Origin of the sequence: Amantichitinum ursilacus (assembly GCF_001294205.1) — a bacterium.
In the GTDB taxonomy this organism is placed as follows: Bacteria; Pseudomonadota; Gammaproteobacteria; order Burkholderiales; family Chitinibacteraceae; genus Amantichitinum; species Amantichitinum ursilacus.
In genome coordinates, this window is sequence record NZ_LAQT01000004.1 from 38,899 (window position 1) to 58,479 (window position 19,581).

Genomic DNA, 19,581 nt, shown 5'->3' on the forward strand with positions numbered 1-19,581 from the left:
GGTCAGAATCCGCTTATCTACTCATTTGGCATAGGGTAGTGTCAAGCTGGTAGCGCGCCTGGGCTGCGGGCCCAAGCCGCGCTGACTAAAGCCCCAGCTGATCCCACATGGCGTCCACGCGAGCCACGGTGGCCGCGTCTTTATCGATGGTGCGGCCCCATTCGCGCGTGGTTTCTCCCGCCCATTTGTTGGTGGCATCGAGGCCCATCTTGCCGCCCAGGCCACTGATCGGCGAGGCAAAATCCAGATAATCGATCGGCGTGTTTTCCACCAGCGTGACATCGCGCACCGGGTCCATGCGCGTGGTGATGGCCCAGATCACCTCTTTCCAGTCGCGCGCATCGACGTCCTCGTCCACCACCACGATGAATTTGGTGTACATAAACTGGCGCAGGAACGACCACACGCCAAACAGAATGCGCTTGGCATGGCCCGGATATTGTTTGCGGATCGACACCACCGCCATGCGATAGCTGCAGCCTTCGGGCGGCAGATAAAAGTCGACGATTTCGGGAAACTGCTTTTGCAGGATCGGCACGAACACTTCATTCAACGCTACACCCAGCACGGCCGGCTCATCGGGCGGCTTGCCGGTGTAGGTGCTGTGATAGATCGGGTTGTCGCGTTGCGTGATGCGGTCGATGGTAAAGACCGGAAAATAATCCTGCTCGTTGTAGTAGCCGGTGTGATCACCATACGGGCCTTCGAGCGCGTGCTCAAAGCCACTGGGGTGATTGGCATCGGGGTTGATATGGCCTTCGAGCACAATCTCAGCCGATGCGGGCACTTGCAGATCGCTGCCGATGCATTTGACCAGCTCGGTCTTGCTGCCGCGTAACAAGCCGGCAAATTGATATTCGCTGAGGCTATCGGGCACCGGCGTGACCGCACCGAGGATGGTGGCCGGGTCGCACCCGAGCACCACCGCCACCGGATACGGCTGGCCGGGGTTGCGTCTGGCATGTTCGCGAAAATCCAGCGCACCGCCGCGATGCGCCAGCCAACGCATGATGACTTTGTTGCGGCCTATCACCTGCTGGCGATAGATGCCCAGGTTCTGCCGTTTTTTCTCGGGCCCCCGCGTGACCACCAGACCCCAGGTAATCAGCGGCGCCACATCGCCGGGCCAGCAATGCTGCACCGGGATCGCGGCCAGATCGACATCCGGGCCTTCAATCACGTTTTGCTGGCAAGCGCCCTTGCCCACTACTTTGGGCGCCATATTCAGCACCTGCTTCAACAGTGGCAGTTTGTCCCACGCGTCGCGCAGCCCTTTGGGCGGCTCCGGCTCTTTGAGGTAGGCCAGCGTCTTGCCGATCTCGCGCAGTGCGCTGACCTGATCCGCGCCCATGCCCAACGCCACCCGGCGCGGCGTGCCAAACAGATTGCCCAGCACCGGCATCGTGCTGCCGGGCACATTGTCGAACACGATGGCCGGGCCGCCCGCACGCAAGGTGCGATCGCAGATTTCGGTCATTTCGAGATAAGGCGAGACCGGCACGCTAACGTGCTTGAGTTCGCCCAGCTTCTCCAGTTGCGCCATAAAGTCGCGCAGATCGCGGTATTGCATGAGATTCCGTCGGACAAAGATGAGGTTTGATACGACCAACACCAGAGGATAGGCCCACCCTCGGCGCGCCGTAATGCAAAAGGCCGCGCGGCGTACCGGGCGGCCCTGCTGGCGGCTATTCTACGATCACTCTGCGCTGAGCGTCATGCCAACGTGATAGATATCGCCCGGTTGCAGCGTGGGCGAGTAATCCCACATATCGCCGCGTTCCACGCAGACGTAGCCGACATAATTGCCCGCGCCGATGTCCGCGATGCGCGCGGCGTTTTCCCATGGGTTCCACACCACGGCGCAATGCGTTTCGGCGCTTTCGATCACGATCTTGCCCTTGCCGGTGCTGATGGTTTGCACCTTGGGCACATCCAGATAGACGCGATCGGTGGGACCGGACAGTTGCAGTTCGCCCTCTTGCGCGATGCGCGGCTTGTCGGCGGGCAGCGTGTCGATGTATTCGGTGCCTTCCAGGCCGTGAATAACGGCTTTGCTGACGTCGGGCACGGCAAAATAGGTGTGCAGCGCAAACGAATGCAATTGCGGTTCCTGGCCCAGATGCTGCGCTTGCAGATCCAGATGCAGTGTGCTGCCCACGGTAATGGCCAGGCGGTACACAAAGGCGTGCGGCCACAACGCGCGCGAAGCGTCGTTGTCACGCAGTTCCAACACCACGCGCGTGCTGCCGTCGTCATTGGCGGCGGCTTCGATCACGCTCCAGTTTTCGTTGCGGGCAAAACCGTGCTTGGGCAGATCGTCATGCTCAGGATGGGCGCCAAACCACGGCATGCACAGCGGAATGCCGCCACGCACCGCTTCGCCGGCCTGCAAGACCAGTTTGGGCGACAGCCACAGCAGGTCGTCACCGCCTGCTGGCACAAACGACATCAAATGCGCGCCCTGCAACGCCACCACAGCCCGGCCTTGCGCGTTTTCAATGACCAATACAGGCAGACCCGCGCCATCGGCTTGCGGGTAAAGCTCGCGCGAGTCGCGCTGGCTGATACCAGGCACGGCGTTGATCAAAGCCGCTTCGGCAGGACTGAAAGACATGGCGATGTACTCCGGGATATGGGTTTGGAGGCGAATAATCCGCGCGCACCGGCTGCAAGGCAATGCACGGCGTCGCAACTGCGCAAGGCGGGCAATGATTTGCAGCGCGTGTCGTGATGGCCAAAGCATGCTGTCAGCAACGTCCGCCAGCATAGCAGATAGTCGCAGCGCTAGTGCTTGGGCACGGCGGCGGGCGTAGGGACACCACTGGGGCGCGAGGTACGTTGTTCGTACGGATACGTATGAAACGGGTCAAGCCAGCGTGAGCACCACTTGAACACCCGGCGATAGGCGTCATCGGTGGCCGACTGGTTAAAGCCGACCATCACACCGCCGCCAGGATGGGTATCGTTGGCAATATCTTTGCGCAAATGGACTTCGAGGCCAGGATCATCGAAGTCGTGATAGACATCGGGATAGCTGACCAGGCGAAAGGTATCCATGCCCGAACGCGTGACCAGATCGCGGCACGGTTCCACCGGCGTCCAGTCATCGGCCTCTCCCATCAGCATCAGCGTGGGCGCGGCGGGTTGATACGGTTGCGCGGTACGCAGAAATGAACCACAGCCCGGGTAGAAGGCGACGGCGGCGCGCACGCCGGGATTATCCCGATCCATCAGCGCCAGCACGGTGGTTGCGCCTTGCGACCAACCCAGTACGGCGATGCGACTACTATCGATTTCTTTGCGACTTTTAAGCCAGTTGACCGCGCGTTGCGCATCTTCGGCCCGGCGCGTTGAATTGAGTGCGCCCTTGCTGGACGCGGTACAGGTTTCGCGCACCCCGCGCGGGCCAAAGCTATCAACCATCAACACGCCGTAGCCCAGTTCTTGCAACAGGGCCGCCATATGCGCGGGCCGTGTGGCCAGCACGCCGGGCTTGGCCCACAAGCCGCCACAGCCATGCAGCAGCAACATGCCGGGCGCGTTGCCCGTGGCAGACGGCGGGGCCATCCATTCCGCGGGCAAGGTAATGCCGCCAGGGCCGGCGATCTCGACACGTGCAGCGTCTGCCGCGCCGGCACACGCCAACAGCACGGCGACTGCCGTCCATAACATCAGACGTTGCAAAAGAAACCGGTACAGCGTGGATAACAAGAAATAGGGCAACACGATATCCGCATTAATGAGTCTGGCCGCAGCACCTGCGCGCCATGCACAAACCGTTACTGCTTGAAACAGACACAGGATTGCGGCGCACTCTAACACAAATGAGCTTACGGGCCGAAGGTGCGTTTGCGCGCAGCCACACCGGCGCGCACCAAAACGATGCCAGCGGCATGCGGATTTATGTGCTAAATCAATGAGGTAGCCGCTGACCGCGTCGCAACACGTAGTGCCCGCGCACCCTGCCCCAGGAGAAAGGCAAGATGGCCGATACCCTCGAGATCAGTATCGATGCCAACGGCATCGCCCGCATTGCGTTGGCGCGGCCCGAGGCGGGCAATGCCATCAACGATGTCATGCTGGCCGAACTGACTGCGGCATTGGCCGGGCTTGGGCAAAACGAGGGCCTGCGCGTACTGATCCTCACCGCCCAAGGGGAGCGCTTTTGCAGCGGCATGGACATGACCTGGCTCAAGCGTGCCGACGTAATGGACGCGCCGGGCAATTTTGATGAGGCGTTGCGACTGGCGCGCTTGCTGCAATTACTGGACCGGATCCCTACCCCCACCATCGCCTGTGTGCATGGCAATGCCGAAGGCGTCGGCGTGGGACTAGTGGCCTGTTGCGATATGGTGGTGGCGGATCGCACTACGTCATTCTGTTTGCCGGAAACCCGGATGGGCGTGGCACCCGCGATCATCGCGCCTTATGTGGTGTCGCGCCTGGGCGTCGGGATGGCGCGGCGTTATATGCTGACCGGCGAAGCCATCAAAGCCGAACGCGCCGCGCAGGCCGGGTTGGTACACGAAGTGGTCGATACGCCGATACAGATGCGGGAATGCGTCAAAGACTGGGTGGAAGCATTGCTGAAGGCGGCGCCGCACGCGGTGGCGACGGCCAAACGCATGATCACCAATGTGGCTTATCGGCCGGTGGATGATGCGTTGATTTCGGATAGTGCGCACCGGATTGCGCATTTGCATACGCATCCGGAAGCAAGGGAAGGCATGGCGGCCACGTTGGAACAGCGGCCGCCGCACTGGTTCAGATCAAGCGATTCCTGAAGGCGGGATGCTGCTGGCGTTCGGTTGCAACGGCTTCGGCTACTGTCATCAAGCGCAGTGCAGGTTGCGGCGCATGCAGCAGCGGCGTGTGGGCGGTCTGTTGTTCTACCGGGTCACCCATCATCAGCGTGGTCGGTGCATCGGCCAATGTTGCGCCCGATTCCATTTCAAAATAGTTGACCATGATTGTTTCCTCGTGAGCGGGTAGTAAGGACTGCCTTACCGCATATATCGGCCTGTTCGTTCCAGATTTCAATAGTTTTCTGATACAGATCAAACCAGTGTTGCGTTTGAGCGGAACAACGGCAAATTCAGGAAATATCACTTACACACAGCAGCATGCCATAAAAAAAAGCGGCACAGTAAAGTGCCGCTTTTTTCTTACATCACGCCCCGCGCTTGCACGCGGGTCTGGATGCGCGCCGCGTTATTCCGACTTGGCCGCGCGAATTTCAACCTTTTGCTTTTTCTGCAGATTGGCCATGTAGCTGGCCATCTCGGCACCCGCGTAGGTCTGTTCCATACTTTGCGTCAGCTGCGCACGCATTTCCGGGGTCATGGCCGGAGCTGCAATGGCTTTTTCCACCTTGTACACCACAAAGCCCTGGGCCGGATCAGCACCGCCCACATACGCCGGCAGCTTCTTCACATCGACGTTGAACACGGCCTTGACCTGATCCGCCGGCACCGCCGGGTTGCCAAAGCGACCCAGTTGCGTGGGTTGTTCGGCCCATTTGATCTCAGCCGCTTCGCCCTTTTGCAGCGCGGCCAGCTTTTGTGCGCCGTCGGCAGCGGCCAGCTTCACGGCCTTCTCGTGCTTCAGCTTGCTTTCAATATCCGGGCTGGCCGTCGCCAGCGGCGGGACTTGCGCGGCCTTGTAGTCGATCACACGGGCGGAGACCAGCGTGCCCGGCTGCACTTCAATCGCTTCAGTGTTGTGCTTTTTCTTGAGCACATCATCGCTGAACAACGCTTCGGTCAGCTTGGGGTTGCTCAGCGCCGGGTCTTGCGCGCCTTGACGGGTTACCCAGCCGCTCTGCGCGGTTTGCAGTTTCAGCGCATCGGCAGCGGGCTTCAGACTGTCGGCTTGCTGATAAACCAGCTCGTTAAACTTGTCGAGGCTGGACTGATATTGCGTCTGCGCCTTTTCAGCCTTCACCTTGTCGGCCACTGCGGTCTTCACATCGGCCAGCGAGGTGGTGCGCGCGTCTTCCAGCATGATGATGTGATAACCAAACTGGCTTTCCACCACGTCGCTGATCTGGCCTTTACTGAGCTTGAATGCGGCATCGGCGAATGGCTTGACCATTGCATCAGCGGCAAACCAACCCAAATCGCCACCCTGGTCTTTGGAACCCGGGTCTTGCGACTCCGCTTTGGCCACGGCGGCAAATGAAGACGGATTGGCCTTCACTTGCTTGTCGATGGCCTCCGCCTTGGCTTTGGCGGCCTGCTTGTCAGCAGCGGACGCGTTGGGCTGTACCGCGATCAGGATGTGTGCGGCTTTGCGTTCATCCTTGGCCAGCTCGGCCTTGTGTGCGTCAAAGTACTTCTGGATTTCGGCATCGCTGACGGTTTGTTGCTGCGCCAGTTGCGCGGCCGACAACACCAGATATTCCACCCGTACCATTTCAGGCGCTTTCAGATCGACCTGGTGGGCGTCGTAATATTGTTTGATTTCGGCTGGAGTGACGCTGGCCTTGCCCAGATAGTCATCGGCTTTGAAAACCGAAGTAACCACTTCGCGCCGTTCGCCCATCAGGCGCGCTGCGTTTTCGATGACAGCGTTGGGCACCACCACCGAAGCTTGCCACGGCGCCATCAGTTGGCGGCCTGCCAGATCTTCGCCCACATCTTTCTGGAACTGCAGCGGTTGCATGCCGTTGGCCGACAGCACCTGTTCGTATTTGGTCTTGCTGAACTGGCCGTTGTCCTGGAATGCCGGGATTGCGGCAATCGCGGCGCGCAGTTGCTCGTCGCTTGGGGTCAACCGCAAATCGCGGGCTTCATTGAGCACCAGTTGACGTTCGATCAACGCGTTCAGCACGGTCGGCTTTTGCGCGCCCTGCTGGCGACGCATCGCATCTTCGACCTGTTGTTCGCTGATCGTGGTGTTGCCCACTTTGGCCAACCAGTCGCTGCCACCTTGCGAGGCCGCGTAACCGCTCCAGCCGAAGCTGACGATCAAGCCCAGCACAACCGCGCCCAGCAGGACCTCGACCATTCTTCGGTTCTTTTGCACCAGATCAAACATGAACAGATACACCTTCGTAAGTAGACTGGGGCGTTATCATGCCAGAAGCAATGCGCAGCGTCTGCTAGCAAAGCAGCACAACAACACCGTTGATACGGGAATTAACGGTCGAAGCCGGATTATGAGAATTTTCGCGAACGCGTAAAAACAAAAAGCCAGGCATAAAGCCTGGCTTTTTGTTGACATCTGGCGGAGCGGACGGGACTCGAACCCGCGACCCCCGGCGTGACAGGCCGGTATTCTAACCAACTGAACTACCGCTCCAGAAGAGTCGGCGATTATAACAGGTTTGTTGTAAAACTTGCAAATCACCTTGGTGGGTAGTAGTGGATTCGAACCACCGACCCCCTGCGTGTGAAGCAGGTGCTCTAACCAACTGAGCTAACCACCCCCGGTCTTACGCTGCAAGGTTTCCCTCAGCAGCAAAGACAATCATTGTACTGCATCTTTCAGCGATTTGCCAGCACGGAATTTCGGTTGCTTCGCAGCAGCGATTTCGATGGTCTGGCCGGTACGCGGATTGCGGCCGTTGCGTGCTTCACGCTCAGCCACGTAGAAAGTGCCGAAGCCAACGAGAGTCACTTCGTCGCCACCTTGCAGTGCCTTGGATACAGCTTCGATGGTTGCGTCCAGCGCTTTGCCAGCGGAAGCCTTCGACAGGCCTGCGGATTCGGCGATTGCGTCGATCAGTTCAGATTTGTTCACTTACGTCCCCTTTCATTCTGGTTGGATAGGTCCGGTCAGCCGATTGCCTGAGCTTTATAGCAAGCGGCAAAAACGCGTGTCAACTAGTGCTTGGTCGGCTGTGTGCCAGTTTCCACGCCGGGGCGATCTGCCGCTGGCGTATTGATCGCCTCCGTGCTCGCACCGTTTTCTGCTTCGGCATGCTCGGGCTGTCTTTCAAGCGCATGTCCCAGCACCTGATCAAACCATTTTACCGGATGAATGGCCAAACCGCGCTTAACGTTATCTGGAATTTCAGCCAGATCCTTAACATTTCCTTCAGGAATCAGCACGTGCTTGATGCCACCGCGGTGCGCCGCAAGCAGTTTTTCCTTCAGGCCGCCGATCGGTAACACCTCGCCGCGCAAGGTAATTTCGCCTGTCATGGCCACATCGCAACGCACCGGAATCTCTGTAAGGATAGAGGTCATTGCAGTAGCGATTGCGATACCCGCAGAAGGCCCATCTTTGGGGGTTGCCCCCTCCGGCAAGTGAATATGGATGTCGTGTTTTTGATAAAACTCGGGATCAATGCCCAATTGGGCCGCCCGCGTGCGCACAACAGACAGCGCCGCCTGGATCGATTCCTGCATCACATCACCCAGTTTACCGGTCTGGATCATCTTGCCTTTACCCGGCAATTTCACTGCTTCGATAGTTAACAATTCGCCGCCGACTTCAGTCCACGCCAAACCTGTGACCTGGCCCACCTGGTTCTGTTGCTCGGCCATACCGTAGTCGTAACGACGCACACCCAGATATTTGTCGAGGTTTTTGGCGTTAACCACTTGCTTGCGATCCGAAGGTTTAAGCAGCAGGTTTTTCACTACCTTGCGGCAGATCTTGGCAATCTCGCGGTCCAGGCTACGCACGCCCGCTTCACGCGTGTAATAACGCACGATGTCGCGCACGGCACTGTCATTCACCACCAGCTCGCCGTCTTTCAAACCGTTGGCCTTCACCTGCTTGGGCACCAGGTACTTGAGCGCAATGTTGACCTTTTCGTCTTCGGTGTAGCCCGACAGACGAATCACTTCCATCCGGTCCAGCAACGCCGGCGGGATGTTAAGCGTGTTGGCGGTGGCCACAAACATCACATCCGACAAGTCGTAATCGACTTCAAGGTAATGATCGTTAAACGAAGAATTCTGTTCTGGATCAAGCACTTCCAACAACGCAGAGGACGGATCGCCGCGGAAATCAGCTCCCATCTTGTCCACTTCATCCAGCAGGAACAACGGGTTTTTGACGCCAGCCTTGGTCATCGATTGCAGGATTTTGCCGGGCATCGAGCCAATATAAGTGCGGCGGTGGCCCCGGATTTCGGCTTCATCGCGCACGCCGCCCAATGCCATCCGCACAAATTTGCGATTGGTGGAACGGGCAATCGACTCGCCCAGCGAGGTCTTGCCCACGCCAGGAGGGCCAACCAGGCACAGGATCGGGCCCTTGAGTTTTTCGACGCGGCTTTGCACGGCAAGGTACTCAAGGATACGTTCTTTCACTTTTTCGAGACCGTAGTGCTCTGCGTCGAGCACTTCATCGGCAGCAGAAATGTCCTTGCTGATCTTGGTCTTTTTCTTCCACGGCAACGCCAGCATGGTGTCGATATAGTTGCGTACCACGGTGGCTTCGGCCGACATCGGCGACATCATGCGCAGCTTTTTCAGCTCGGCTTCGGCCTTTTCGCGCGCTTCCTTGGTCATGCCCGCGGCTTTGATGCGCTTTTCCAGATCGTCGAGATCAGCGTTTTCATCGAGCTCGCCCAGTTCTTTCTGGATGGCTTTAACCTGTTCGTTCAGGTAGTACTCGCGTTGGCTCTTTTCCATCTGGCGTTTAACGCGCCCACGGATGCGTTTTTCCACTTGCAGAATGTCCAACTCGGTTTCGAGCTGCTTCAGCAAATGTTCCATACGCTTTTTGACGTCGCCCATTTCCAGCACTACCTGCTTTTGCTCCAGCTTGAGCGGCAGATGAGCGGCGATGGTATCAGCCAGACGGCCAGCCGCTTCGATGCCAGACAGCGAGGTCAGCACTTCGGGCGGAATCTTTTTGTTGAGTTTGACGTACTGGTCAAACTGCGACAGCAAGGCGCGGCGCATGGCTTCGGCTTCGTGGCCTTCGTCATCGGCTGGCTCATGCGGCAAGGCTTCGGCGCTGAAATAACCGTCTTCGTCTTTCAGCGACAGCATATCGGCGCGCTGCAGGCCTTCCACCAGCACTTTGACCGTGCCATCCGGCAGTTTCAGCAACTGCAGTACGGTGGCGACAGTACCGACGGGATAGATGTCCGCCATAGCGGGTTCATCTTTCTGGGCATTCTTTTGTGCCACCAAAAGGATGTGGCGACCGCCTTCCATTGCAGCTTCCAGCGCGCGGATCGACTTGGGCCGACCGACGAACAGCGGGATAACCATATGCGGGAACACGACCACATCCCGCAACGGCAGCATGGGAAAGGACGCGACTTCAGGGGGCAATGCATGATTTTCTGACATCTTTGGGGCCCTGAGGTGGTTGGGGAATAAATCAATAATGTGGCTTGAGGCCACGAAATTCAACGTGCGCAGCCACTTTTGCGCCATCGGACGCTCAGTGGCGCGCGGCCGCTTTTCCGCTTGTCATCGCTATGTTGCTGGCAACATTGAAAAAAACCGGCATAAAGCCGGTTTTTGATGATTACGCTGCGGCAGGTTCAGCCGGGTCAGACGGTACACGTTGCGGCGCCGCGCCCTGAGTAATCACGTTTTCGTCCACGATCACTTTCGAAACGCCTTCCAGCGCCGGCAGTTCATACATGGTGTCGAGCAACGATGATTCCAGAATCGAGCGTAGACCACGCGCACCGGTTTTGCGTTCCATCGCCTTGCGGGCAATGGCGCTCAAACCGTCTGTTGTCACTTCCAGCGTCACGCCTTCCATGTCAAACAGTTTCTGATACTGCTTGACCAGCGCATTACGCGGCTCGGTCAGGATCGAAATCAGTGCGGCTTCGTCCAGCTCTTCCAACGTGGCGGTAATCGGCACACGACCCACAAATTCGGGGATCAGACCAAAGCGCACCAGATCGTCAGGCTCGACGTCGTGCAGCAGCGCGCCAATACCCGAGGTATTGTCTTTGCTGACCACGGTCGCACCAAAGCCCATCCCGCCCTTCTCAGAGCGATTACGGATGATCTTGTCCAGCCCTTCAAACGCGCCGCCAACAATAAACAGGATGTTGGTGGTGTCGACCTGCGGCATGTCGTGATTCGGATGCTTGCGACCACCATGCGGCGGTACCGAAGCTACCGTGCCTTCAATCAGCTTCAGCAATGCTTGCTGCACGCCTTCGCCCGACACGTCACGCGTAATCGACGGGTTTTCGCTCTTGCGGGCGATCTTGTCGATTTCATCGATATAAACGATGCCGCGTTGCGCCTTCTCGATGTCGTAATCGCATTGTTGCAGCAGCTTGGCGATGATGTGCTCAACGTCTTCACCCACATAACCAGCTTCGGTCAGCGTGGTGGCATCGGCGATCACAAACGGCACATCCAGCAACTTGGCCATGGTTTGCGCCAGCAACGTCTTGCCCGAGCCCGTCGGCCCGATCAGCAGGATGTTGGACTTGGACAATTCCACGTCGCGATGCTTGTCGGCCTTGGTCGACAGTCGCTTGTAGTGGTTGTACACGGCCACAGCCAGAATTTTCTTGGCGCGCTCTTGCCCGATCACGTACGAATCCAGCGTCTCGCGGATTTCGGTCGGCAACGGCAAGCGCTTGCCATCCGGCGTCTGTGTTTCTGCTACGGCGCCGATTTGCGCATTGCCTTCCTCTTTGAGGATGTCATTGCACAGCTCAATGCACTCGTTGCAAATAAACACTTGCGGACCGGCAATCAGCTTGGTCACTTCGTGCTGGCTCTTGCCGCAAAACGAGCAATAGAGCAGCTTTTCTTTGGATTTGTCTTTGGGTTTGTCAGCCATATCCCCCCCTCGCGCCGGAGCGGACCAGGAAAAAGAAAACCGCCAGCAGAACACTGGCGGCCACTATCTTAACATCAGTGTCAGGCCTTGCCTGCGCGTGACACCAGCACTTCGTCGATCAAGCCATATTTCGCCGACTCTTCAGCACTCATGAAGTTGTCGCGATCGGTATCACGTTCAATCGTTTCGATCGGCTGACCGGTATGGAAGGCCAGACGCTCATTCAGCGTACGCTTGGTCTTCAGCAGTTCACGCGCATGGATTTCAATGTCCGATGCCTGACCCGCCAGGCCACCAATCAGCGGCTGGTGAATCATGACACGCGAATTCGGCAGCGCAAAACGCTTGCCCTTCTCGCCCGCCGTCAACAAGAAGGCGCCCATGCTGGCCGCGAGGCCCACGCACAATGTCGAAACATTGGGCTTGATAAACTGCATGGTGTCGTAAATCGCCAGACCGGCCGTTACCGAACCACCAGGCGAATTGATATACAGCGAAATGTCCTTGTCCGGGTTTTCCGATTCAAGGAACAGCAATTGCGCAACGATCAGATTGGCACTTTGATCATTGACCGGGCCGACCAGGAAGACCACCCGCTCTTTCAGCAAGCGCGAATAAATATCGTACGAACGCTCGCCGCGCCCGCTTTGCTCGACCACCATGGGGATGTAGCCAAGGCCTTGCGGTTCAAAATCTGAGTGTTGCATGGTTTTCCTCACGAGAGTTGGATATCCGGTTACTGCTTCCGGATACCCAACGACGGCATCCGGACCGCTCAAGCCTGTTGTTGCTGGCCCATCAATTCTTCAAAGGACACCGGCTTCTCAACCGTCTTGCCCTTCGACTGCACGAAATCAACCACGTTGTCTTCCAGCGCCATCGATTCCGGGCCAGCCAGACGTTCGCGTTTTTCGTAGTACCACTGCACCACGTCGGTCGGATCTTCGTAGTTCTGAGCCAGATCTTCGATGATGGCCTTTACCTGTTCCGGCTTGGCTTCCAGACCGTTGGCTTTCACCACTTCGGCCAGCACCAGACCCAGATGCACGCGACGCTTGGCTTGCGCTTCAAACATTTGCGGCGAGAACGGTACCAACTTGGGATCAATGCCACGCTGTTTCAAGTCAGCCTGAGCAGATTCGGCCAGGCGACCGATTTCCAGACCCACCAGCGATTTTGGCAGCTCGACCGGCGATGCGTCGATCAGGGCGCTCATCACGCTTTCTTTGGCGCGGGCCTTCAGGCGGAAGCGCACTTCGCGCTCCAGGTTGGCTTTGACTTCTTCGCGCATCTTGGCGATGTCGCCATCCGCAATGCCCAGGGTCTTGGCAAATTCAGCGTCCACTTCAGGCAACTGCGCTTGCGCTACATTCTTGACGGTGATTTCAAAGGTGGCGGTTTTGCCAGCCACGTCTTTGCCATGATAGTCAGCCGGGAAGTTCACTTCCACGTTTTTGACTTCATCTTCTTTCATGCCGGTAATGCCAGCCTCGAACTCGGGCAGCATCTGACCTTTGCCCAGCACGAACGCGTAGTTTTCCGCGCTACCGCCTTCAAACGGCTCACCATCGATAGTGCCTTTGAAGTCGATGATCACGCGGTTTTCGGCTTCAGCCGGCGTGGTGATGCGCTCGTAGCGGGTGCGTTGACGACGCAGGATATCGACAGTCTTGTCGATTTCGGCATCGGAGATTTCCAGCGTCGGCTTTTCAACTTCAACGCCAGCCAGATCGCCCACGGTCACTTCCGGATACACCTCGAAAGTGGCGGCGAACTGGAAATCAGCGTCTTCAGCGCTGTCTTTCGGCTCGAAACGCGGGTAGCCCGCCACGCTGAGCTTCTGCTCTTGCACGGCATCCGCAAACGAACGCTCAACGGTTTCGCCCAGCACTTCTTCCTGAACGCGGAAACCGTATTGTTGCGACACGATGCTCATCGGGGCCTTGCCCGGACGGAAGCCGTCGATCTTGGCCGTCTTGCTCAGGCTTTTCAGGCGAGCGTTGACTTTAGAGGCAATCTGATCACGGGGAACGGAGAAGCTGAGACGGCGCTCGAGCCCGCTCAGGGTTTCCAGTTGTGCTTGCATTTGGTAATCCATCCTTCGCTTGTGACTCAGGCCGACAAGCCATGCTTGGGCCAGGCTGGGCCGGTATCAAAACCAGCCCCGTAATGTGAAGCGCGCGCGACAACACGAAACAGCGTCGCTCAGCATATTGCAGCTGGCGGCCGCCTTGCTCGCATCACCATCGCACGCCGCGGTAAATTTCGGCGCCCATTTAATCAGGGTCAGGCATACGAAAACTAGCCCGCTAGCATAACGGAAACAGCGCGGTTGTTACAACGACCGGCTGCAGCATCGGCATTGGTCGCCCTTCCGATGCGAGGCCCGGGCGTTGCCCTGGGTTGGTGGCGCTTATTGACGTTGCACTGCCGCGCTACAGACAGAAGAAATTACTTGACACTTACAAATTTCAATTGATTTGCAGTACCCATCCCGTTGAATTCACAGGGTTATGCTAACCACGGATTTGTTCCCCTCGCGTTAGCTGACAATATTGTCAGTTAACTATTGACGACACCGACGTTAATTACTTATTCTGTAATTGTGAAGATTGCCAGAATTCAGCGTGAGCTACACCTCCGCGCCGGGCGTCGCCCATCCTGCGCTTGCACACTCAAAAAACCATAAAACATCGTCAACCGACAGCCTGCGCGGCGTGCATCGTCGCTGCGGCGACTTTAATCGAGATTCGTCGGCACCGCCCCGAACCCCGAGGAGTAATGATGAACAAGCCAAAGTCTGCGCGCTTTGATCTGCTTGACGGCCTGCGCGGTGTCGTAGCGCTGGCCGTCGTCACCGACCACATTAGCCGGATTAACGGGCTAGTCTGGGCAGGTGGCGCCTGGATTGCAGTGGATATTTTCTATGTGCTTGCGGGCTTTGTGCTTGCCTATGGCTATGGACACAAAATCCTTGGCGGCATGAGCTTTCTGCAATTCGCCACCGTGCGCGTCATCCGGCTTGGGCCCATGTATTTCATCGCTTTGGCTGTGGGATTGCTCGGCACCTTGTTGGCCATGCCCCAGATCAGCGTTGAAGACATCAACCATCTATTAAAAGTGGTATCGCTCAATCTGGCCTGGCTACCGTATTTCTCCGTGGCGCCGTGGCCTCTGGGCCCGGGGCCCGCCATGGTGCATGCGCCCGTGTTCCCGCTTAACGCGCCCGCCTGGTCGATGTTTTTTCAGCTGTTTGCCAACTTTCTTTTCTTTTATTACCTACACCGGTTTCGTAAACACATCCCGCTGTGGATAGGCGTTACCGCCCTGCTGTTGTTTATCCTGGGTACGGTGATCACCCGGCAGACCAATCCTGGTTGGGACTCATCCAATTTCTTTCTGGGTTTCGGCCGCGTTACCGCCGAATTTTTCTGCGGCACCCTGATTTATTCGCTTGGCATCTACACCCGCAAATTTCCAGCGTGGATGCTGTGGCTGGTGGGCGGCATGCTGCTCGCGTGTTTTGTGTTCGGCAACAGCCGCGTATTGTTCGTGGCATCGATTTCCTTGATGCCCGCAACGCTGATCCTGATGTTTTCCGTGCAGATCGAAGGCTGGTTTAAACGCCTCTGTCAGAAATTGGGCGATATCTCATACCCGCTGTACATCATGCACATCCCGCTGTGGCAACTGCTCTACACGCAGATGAATGTGCAGATATTCAGCCCAGCGCTGCGCACCATCCTGTTTGGCGCGTTGTGCATTGCTGTTTCACTGGCCTTGGTCAGAGTAGACAACGTGGTCCGGAAATGGCTCACGACCCGGCTGACTTTCCGTAAAGCTGTGGTCGCTGCCTGATACCAGCCGCCACTTGAAGCCTCAAGCGACGAAGCCCCTGCGCCCACGGGCTTCGTTGTTTTGGCGCGGACGCCATGCTCATCCACGCGCCACGTAATCCGCTGCGGTTTGCACAGCATACTCAGCCCACGCCATACTGTGCCCCCCACCAGGGGCCACCGTGGAATGTTTATTTCTGGAGAAAACCGAATGTCTTATGTTGTCCGGCGCGCCGTTTCCGCCGACCATATTGCAATCAGCGAAATCGCAAAGCGCACTTTCGCACTTGCCTGCCCGCCTCAGACGCCAGCCACGGAAATCGCGACCTACATCGCACAGAATCTTCAGTCCGAAGATTTTCTAAGGATGAGTACGGACCCCAGCGTTTCATTGTGGGTGGCCTTGCACAAGGACGTTCCAATCGGCTTTAGCCTGATCAAGCACCAGCCAGAGCCGCTCCAGATCGCCCGCGCCGATGGCATCCCGGAGCTTTCAAAATGTTATGTACTGGTCGAGCATCACGGCGCCGGCGTCGCTAGCTTGCTTGTGCAACGCTCGCTGGAACAACTACACGGCCCGGTGCGGCTTACCGTCAGCGAAGCCAATGCCAGGGCCATCGCGTTTTATCAACGCAACGGCTTCGAAATCATTGGCGAGACCACGTTTCAGGTGGGCGATGATCTGCATCGCGACTGGGTGATGCGCCGCGGCTAAGTGCCTCAGCGGCTCAGGCGCTGGCTGCCTGATTCCACCGGCGCCTTGCAAGGCCCGCCCGCCTGGGCCTTGCCGCAGATCGCATCAAACCAGAACGCCACCACCATCAATCACCAGCGTCTGCCCGGTCGCAAACGGATTGGTCATCAGATACACATAGGCCTGCGCAACATCCGCAGCGGCTCCAATCTCCCCCACCAGCAAACGCGCACCCACTTCGCGATACAAAGCCTCCCGTTGCTCGGGTGGGATGTTTGACCACAGCGCGGTGCGGGTAAAGCCCGGGCTCACGATGTTGACACGCAGCGGCGCCAGCTCCACCGCGAGTGCTCGCGTAAACGCTTCCATCGCGCCGCAGATGCTTGACGCCACCGTCCACCCCTTCTGTGGCCGGGCGCTGGCGATCCCGCTGGTCAACACAATCGACCCGCCGTGCCGGATCTTCGGCGTCGCTGCCTTCACCGCCGCCATCGCGCCAAACACCCGCACCTCAAACGCCTGACGCGCGAGCTGGGCATCCGTATTGGCAAGCTCGCCCAACAACAGGCTTTCGCCCGCCGTATAAACCAGATGGTCGATCGCGCCCAGCGCGGCAAACAGATCATGCACTGACCCCGCGTCCGTCAGATCCGCCACATACCCGGTCCCCCCCAAGCCCAACGCGACGACGGCCGCATCCACGTTGTCTGCACGCGAAGATACCACCACCACAGTCGCCCCTTGCTCCAAGGCGGCCCGCGCCACCGCAAAGCCGATGCCCGACGTGCCACCCAGCACCACCACATTCTTGTCTTGCAAAGACATATTCACCCCCTTCAACCGAGCCACATGGCGCAGGGCAAAGTCTGATTGCATCGCAAAACTTGATAAACGATCATCCGCTAACGCGACCCCCAATCAGGATTTACGAATGGATCGCTTTGCCAGCATGTCGGTGTTTGTGCGCGTGGTGGAACGCGGCAGCTTTGCCGCCGCCGCCGAAGCCAGCGGAATGACCGCCACGATGGTCGGCAATCACGTGCGCGCGCTTGAACATTTGCTGGGCGCGACACTGATCAATCGCACCACGCGGCGGCAGCATCTCACCGACACCGGCCGCGGCTATTACGAACAATGCGTCAGCATTCTGGCGCAGCTGCAAGCCGCCGAAATCGACGCGCGTGATGCGCGAACGCGGCCGCGCGGACGTCTGCGCATCAGCGCGCCGGTCATCTACGGCACCTGCCGCATCGCGCCCGCGCTCGATACCTATCTGGCGCGCTATCCCGACGTGCAGGTGGAGTTGATCCTCAATGACCGCTGGGTAGATCTGATGCACGAAGGTTTCGACGCCGCAATCCGCGTCGGCGTACTGCCCGACTCCAATCTGATTGCACGGCCGCTGCAGCCCTCAGCGCGCGTGGTCTGCGCCGCGCCCACCTATCTGGCGCAGTATGGCACGCCCGCGGCGCCGCCAGATCTGCTGCACCATCAATGCCTTGCCTTCCGATTTAATGGCGGCCCCGAGCGCGACTGGCGCTTTAAAATGGCCGATGGCGCGGAGCAGAGGATCCATGTGCCCGGGCGGCTGGACATCAGTGAGGGCCACGCGCTGCGTGAGGCCGCGCTGGCGGGACTGGGCATCGCACGCTTGCCCGAGATGATGCTGGAGCACGACCTGGCCGCTGGCCGCCTGGTCCGGCTGTTCGCGGAACTGCCGACCTATACGTTTCCGGTGCATCTCGTGTATCTGCCCGAGCGCAAACTCAGCGCCAAGCTGGCCAGCTTTATCGAATTTGTGGTGTCGCGATTTGGGGAGGCGCAGAGATCCTCACTCACCCGCGCCCGGTCGGACGGGTGAAGTACGATGCAGCACGATTGTCGACGCCGCCGCGGCGGTCCGTGCGCGGCCAGAAGCGCGCCGCATTTCTCGCAAAGCGTCCCGCGATACCGAATAAGCCGACCTTAAAAAAATCGCCGCAATGGCCCCGCCCACCGCAATATCCGGCCAGCGCGAGGCAGATAGATACGTGGCCGCTGCCGCGAACAACACCCCCACATTAGCGATCAGATCATTACGCGAGCAGGCCCAGGTTGAACTCATATTCAGATTGTCAGCGCGATGACGGAACAACAATGCAAAGCAAATCAGATTGGCCGCCAGTGCCACTGCGCCCGTCAGACTCATGGTCACGGGATCCGGAACGACCGGGCTGAGCACCTTATGCAAGGCTTCGGCCAATACGCCCAACCCGAACAGCAGCATGAAGCCGCCCTTGGCCAGCGCCGCCCTTGCCTGCCAACGCGCCGATCGGTTCAACACAAACAGGCTGAAGCCGTACACCATCGCGTCGCCGAACATGTCGAGCGCGTCGGCAAGCAACGACGTGGAATGACTCCACCATCCGGCAACACCTTCCAGCACAAACATGGCGGCATTGATGCCCAGCACGGCCAGCAGAATGCGTCCGTGTTGGGCACGCAGGGCTGCAACCTCACAACTTTTTTCTTCGCAACAACTGGCCATGGGTGGACTCACGCGGCAGGGATATGCTGAAGTAGAAACCCTGAAGCCACTTCAAGGTCAAGCCAGCATGAAAATCGGAGCCCTCGCCCTGGCCGCTCATTGCACCACCGAAACCATTCGATTTTATGAAAGCGCAGGCTTATTGCCGCCCCCCGCGCGCACGGCAGGCAATTACCGCCAATACGACGAGCAGCATCTGGACCGGCTGCGCTTTATTCGCAATTGCCGCGCGCTGGATATGACACATGCTGAAATCAAAACGCTGCTGCAATTGAGAGATATGCCGACTTCCGAATGCGGGCCGGTTAATGCGCTTATTGATCAACACCTGGCCGTCATTGATCGCCGCATTGCAGAACTACAGCATTTGCGCGCGGAAATCCGGGTTTTGCGTGACTGCTGCGTGGCGGTGCACGAAGTTTCAGATTGCAAGATCTTGCAGGGTATTTCGGAGATGCCCGCCGATGCCCGGCTTGGCCGAGGCCGCGTGGGCAATACCTAGAGGCAAAAAAGCCCGGAATAATCCCATTAATGGCGGGGTTTTCCGGGCTTTTGCGAAGTTTGGCGACTTCTGCGCAGGGCGCATTAAATGACTTTAATAACAGATGCTGATTGGAAATCCTTTTTCATCCTGGCTCTCAATGAGCTTGGCTGCGGCAGCTCGTCAGCCGCCAGGAGCTCATCCTGGTGCTCCTTGGACCACCTTCCAAAGGTTGACCGAAGACTGCGGGTACTGGCAAAGCGGATTGCCTCGCAAGATTGACATTTCTGATATTGGAATTGCTGATGGTGGC

At 58.3% G+C, this 19,581-nt stretch carries 17 protein-coding genes and 2 tRNA genes; 5 read left to right on the forward strand and 14 right to left on the reverse strand.

From position 1 onward, the window contains the following. Window positions 1-85: 85 nt before the first annotated feature. The 3 genes from ubiD to WG78_RS06870 all read right to left on the reverse strand — a co-directional run bounded on the left by ubiD (window position 86) and on the right by WG78_RS06870 (window position 3,726). Entirely contained in the window at window positions 86-1,570 is a 1,485-nt protein-coding gene (gene ubiD, locus WG78_RS06860; RefSeq protein WP_053937071.1) for a 4-hydroxy-3-polyprenylbenzoate decarboxylase, read from the reverse strand. 126 nt (window positions 1,571-1,696) lie between these two features. Beyond that, complete coding sequence (locus WG78_RS06865; RefSeq protein WP_053937072.1) at window positions 1,697-2,614, reverse strand: D-hexose-6-phosphate mutarotase; 918 nt, start codon at window positions 2,612-2,614, stop codon at window positions 1,697-1,699. A 170-nt stretch (window positions 2,615-2,784) separates the two neighbouring features. Further along, window positions 2,785-3,726: a dienelactone hydrolase family protein gene (locus tag WG78_RS06870; protein WP_152969101.1), complete on the reverse strand. Its 942-nt coding sequence runs from the start codon at window positions 3,724-3,726 to the stop codon at window positions 2,785-2,787. A gap of 257 nt (window positions 3,727-3,983) precedes the next feature. On the opposite strand from WG78_RS06870, the gene WG78_RS06875 reads away from it, so the two are divergent. Continuing rightward, window positions 3,984-4,784 carry an enoyl-CoA hydratase-related protein gene (locus WG78_RS06875; RefSeq protein ID WP_053937074.1) on the forward strand — a complete coding sequence of 267 codons (801 nt, stop codon included), beginning with the start codon at window positions 3,984-3,986 and terminating at the stop codon, window positions 4,782-4,784. Here the strand turns inward: WG78_RS06875 and WG78_RS06880 are convergent. The 9 genes from WG78_RS06880 to tig all read right to left on the reverse strand — a co-directional run bounded on the left by WG78_RS06880 (window position 4,765) and on the right by tig (window position 13,816). Beyond that, window positions 4,765-4,968: a hypothetical protein gene (locus tag WG78_RS06880; RefSeq protein WP_053937075.1), complete on the reverse strand. Its 204-nt coding sequence runs from the start codon at window positions 4,966-4,968 to the stop codon at window positions 4,765-4,767. The genes WG78_RS06875 and WG78_RS06880 overlap by 20 nt on opposite strands. Before the next feature lie 243 nt (window positions 4,969-5,211). Continuing rightward, window positions 5,212-7,038, reverse strand: coding sequence for a SurA N-terminal domain-containing protein (locus WG78_RS06885; protein WP_152969102.1), 1,827 nt, complete (start codon window positions 7,036-7,038; stop codon window positions 5,212-5,214). A 187-nt stretch (window positions 7,039-7,225) separates the two neighbouring features. Beyond that, a tRNA-Asp gene (locus WG78_RS06890) sits at window positions 7,226-7,302 on the reverse strand. A gap of 50 nt (window positions 7,303-7,352) precedes the next feature. Continuing rightward, window positions 7,353-7,429 (reverse strand) — tRNA-Val (locus WG78_RS06895). 41 nt (window positions 7,430-7,470) lie between these two features. After that, window positions 7,471-7,743, reverse strand: a complete 273-nt coding sequence (locus WG78_RS06900) for an HU family DNA-binding protein (RefSeq protein ID WP_053937077.1) — start codon at window positions 7,741-7,743, stop codon at window positions 7,471-7,473. Window positions 7,744-7,826: 83 nt separating this feature from the next. Next, entirely contained in the window at window positions 7,827-10,259 is a 2,433-nt protein-coding gene (gene lon / locus WG78_RS06905; protein WP_053937078.1) for an endopeptidase La, read from the reverse strand. Between the two features lie 181 nt (window positions 10,260-10,440). After that, the gene (gene clpX, locus WG78_RS06910) at window positions 10,441-11,730 is read right to left on the reverse strand and encodes an ATP-dependent Clp protease ATP-binding subunit ClpX (RefSeq protein ID WP_053937079.1); all 1,290 of its coding nucleotides are present in this window, start codon (window positions 11,728-11,730) and stop codon (window positions 10,441-10,443) included. An 80-nt stretch (window positions 11,731-11,810) separates the two neighbouring features. Then, window positions 11,811-12,437, reverse strand: a complete 627-nt coding sequence (clpP, locus tag WG78_RS06915; RefSeq protein WP_053937080.1) for an ATP-dependent Clp endopeptidase proteolytic subunit ClpP — start codon at window positions 12,435-12,437, stop codon at window positions 11,811-11,813. 68 nt (window positions 12,438-12,505) lie between these two features. Further along, window positions 12,506-13,816, reverse strand: a complete 1,311-nt coding sequence (tig, locus tag WG78_RS06920; RefSeq protein ID WP_053937165.1) for a trigger factor — start codon at window positions 13,814-13,816, stop codon at window positions 12,506-12,508. Window positions 13,817-14,397: 581 nt separating this feature from the next. Between tig and WG78_RS06925 the strand changes: the two genes are divergently transcribed. Both WG78_RS06925 and WG78_RS06930 read left to right on the forward strand, forming a co-directional pair. Then, a complete protein-coding gene (locus WG78_RS06925) occupies window positions 14,398-15,588 on the forward strand; it encodes an acyltransferase family protein (protein WP_152969103.1) in 1,191 nt (396 codons plus the stop codon). A 189-nt stretch (window positions 15,589-15,777) separates the two neighbouring features. Then, window positions 15,778-16,281, forward strand: coding sequence for a GNAT family N-acetyltransferase (locus WG78_RS06930; protein WP_053937082.1), 504 nt, complete (start codon window positions 15,778-15,780; stop codon window positions 16,279-16,281). 84 nt (window positions 16,282-16,365) lie between these two features. Here the strand turns inward: WG78_RS06930 and WG78_RS06935 are convergent, their stop codons facing one another. Then, on the reverse strand, window positions 16,366-17,085 hold the full coding sequence (locus WG78_RS06935; protein ID WP_053937083.1) for an SDR family oxidoreductase: 720 nt from the start codon (window positions 17,083-17,085) through the stop codon (window positions 16,366-16,368). A 106-nt stretch (window positions 17,086-17,191) separates the two neighbouring features. Here WG78_RS06935 and WG78_RS06940 point away from each other — a divergent pair, with 106 nt between their 5' ends. Continuing rightward, window positions 17,192-18,121, forward strand: a complete 930-nt coding sequence (locus tag WG78_RS06940) for a LysR family transcriptional regulator (RefSeq protein ID WP_053937084.1) — start codon at window positions 17,192-17,194, stop codon at window positions 18,119-18,121. Here the strand turns inward: WG78_RS06940 and WG78_RS06945 are convergent. Then, on the reverse strand, window positions 18,092-18,787 hold the full coding sequence (locus tag WG78_RS06945; protein ID WP_083458838.1) for a cation diffusion facilitator family transporter: 696 nt from the start codon (window positions 18,785-18,787) through the stop codon (window positions 18,092-18,094). The genes WG78_RS06940 and WG78_RS06945 overlap by 30 nt on opposite strands. Here WG78_RS06945 and cadR point away from each other — a divergent pair. Then, complete coding sequence (gene cadR / locus WG78_RS06950) at window positions 18,786-19,289, forward strand: Cd(II)/Pb(II)-responsive transcriptional regulator (protein WP_201782385.1); 504 nt, start codon at window positions 18,786-18,788, stop codon at window positions 19,287-19,289. The two genes, WG78_RS06945 and cadR, sit on opposite strands and share 2 nt — an antisense overlap. The last annotated feature ends 292 nt before the right edge of the window (window positions 19,290-19,581 follow it).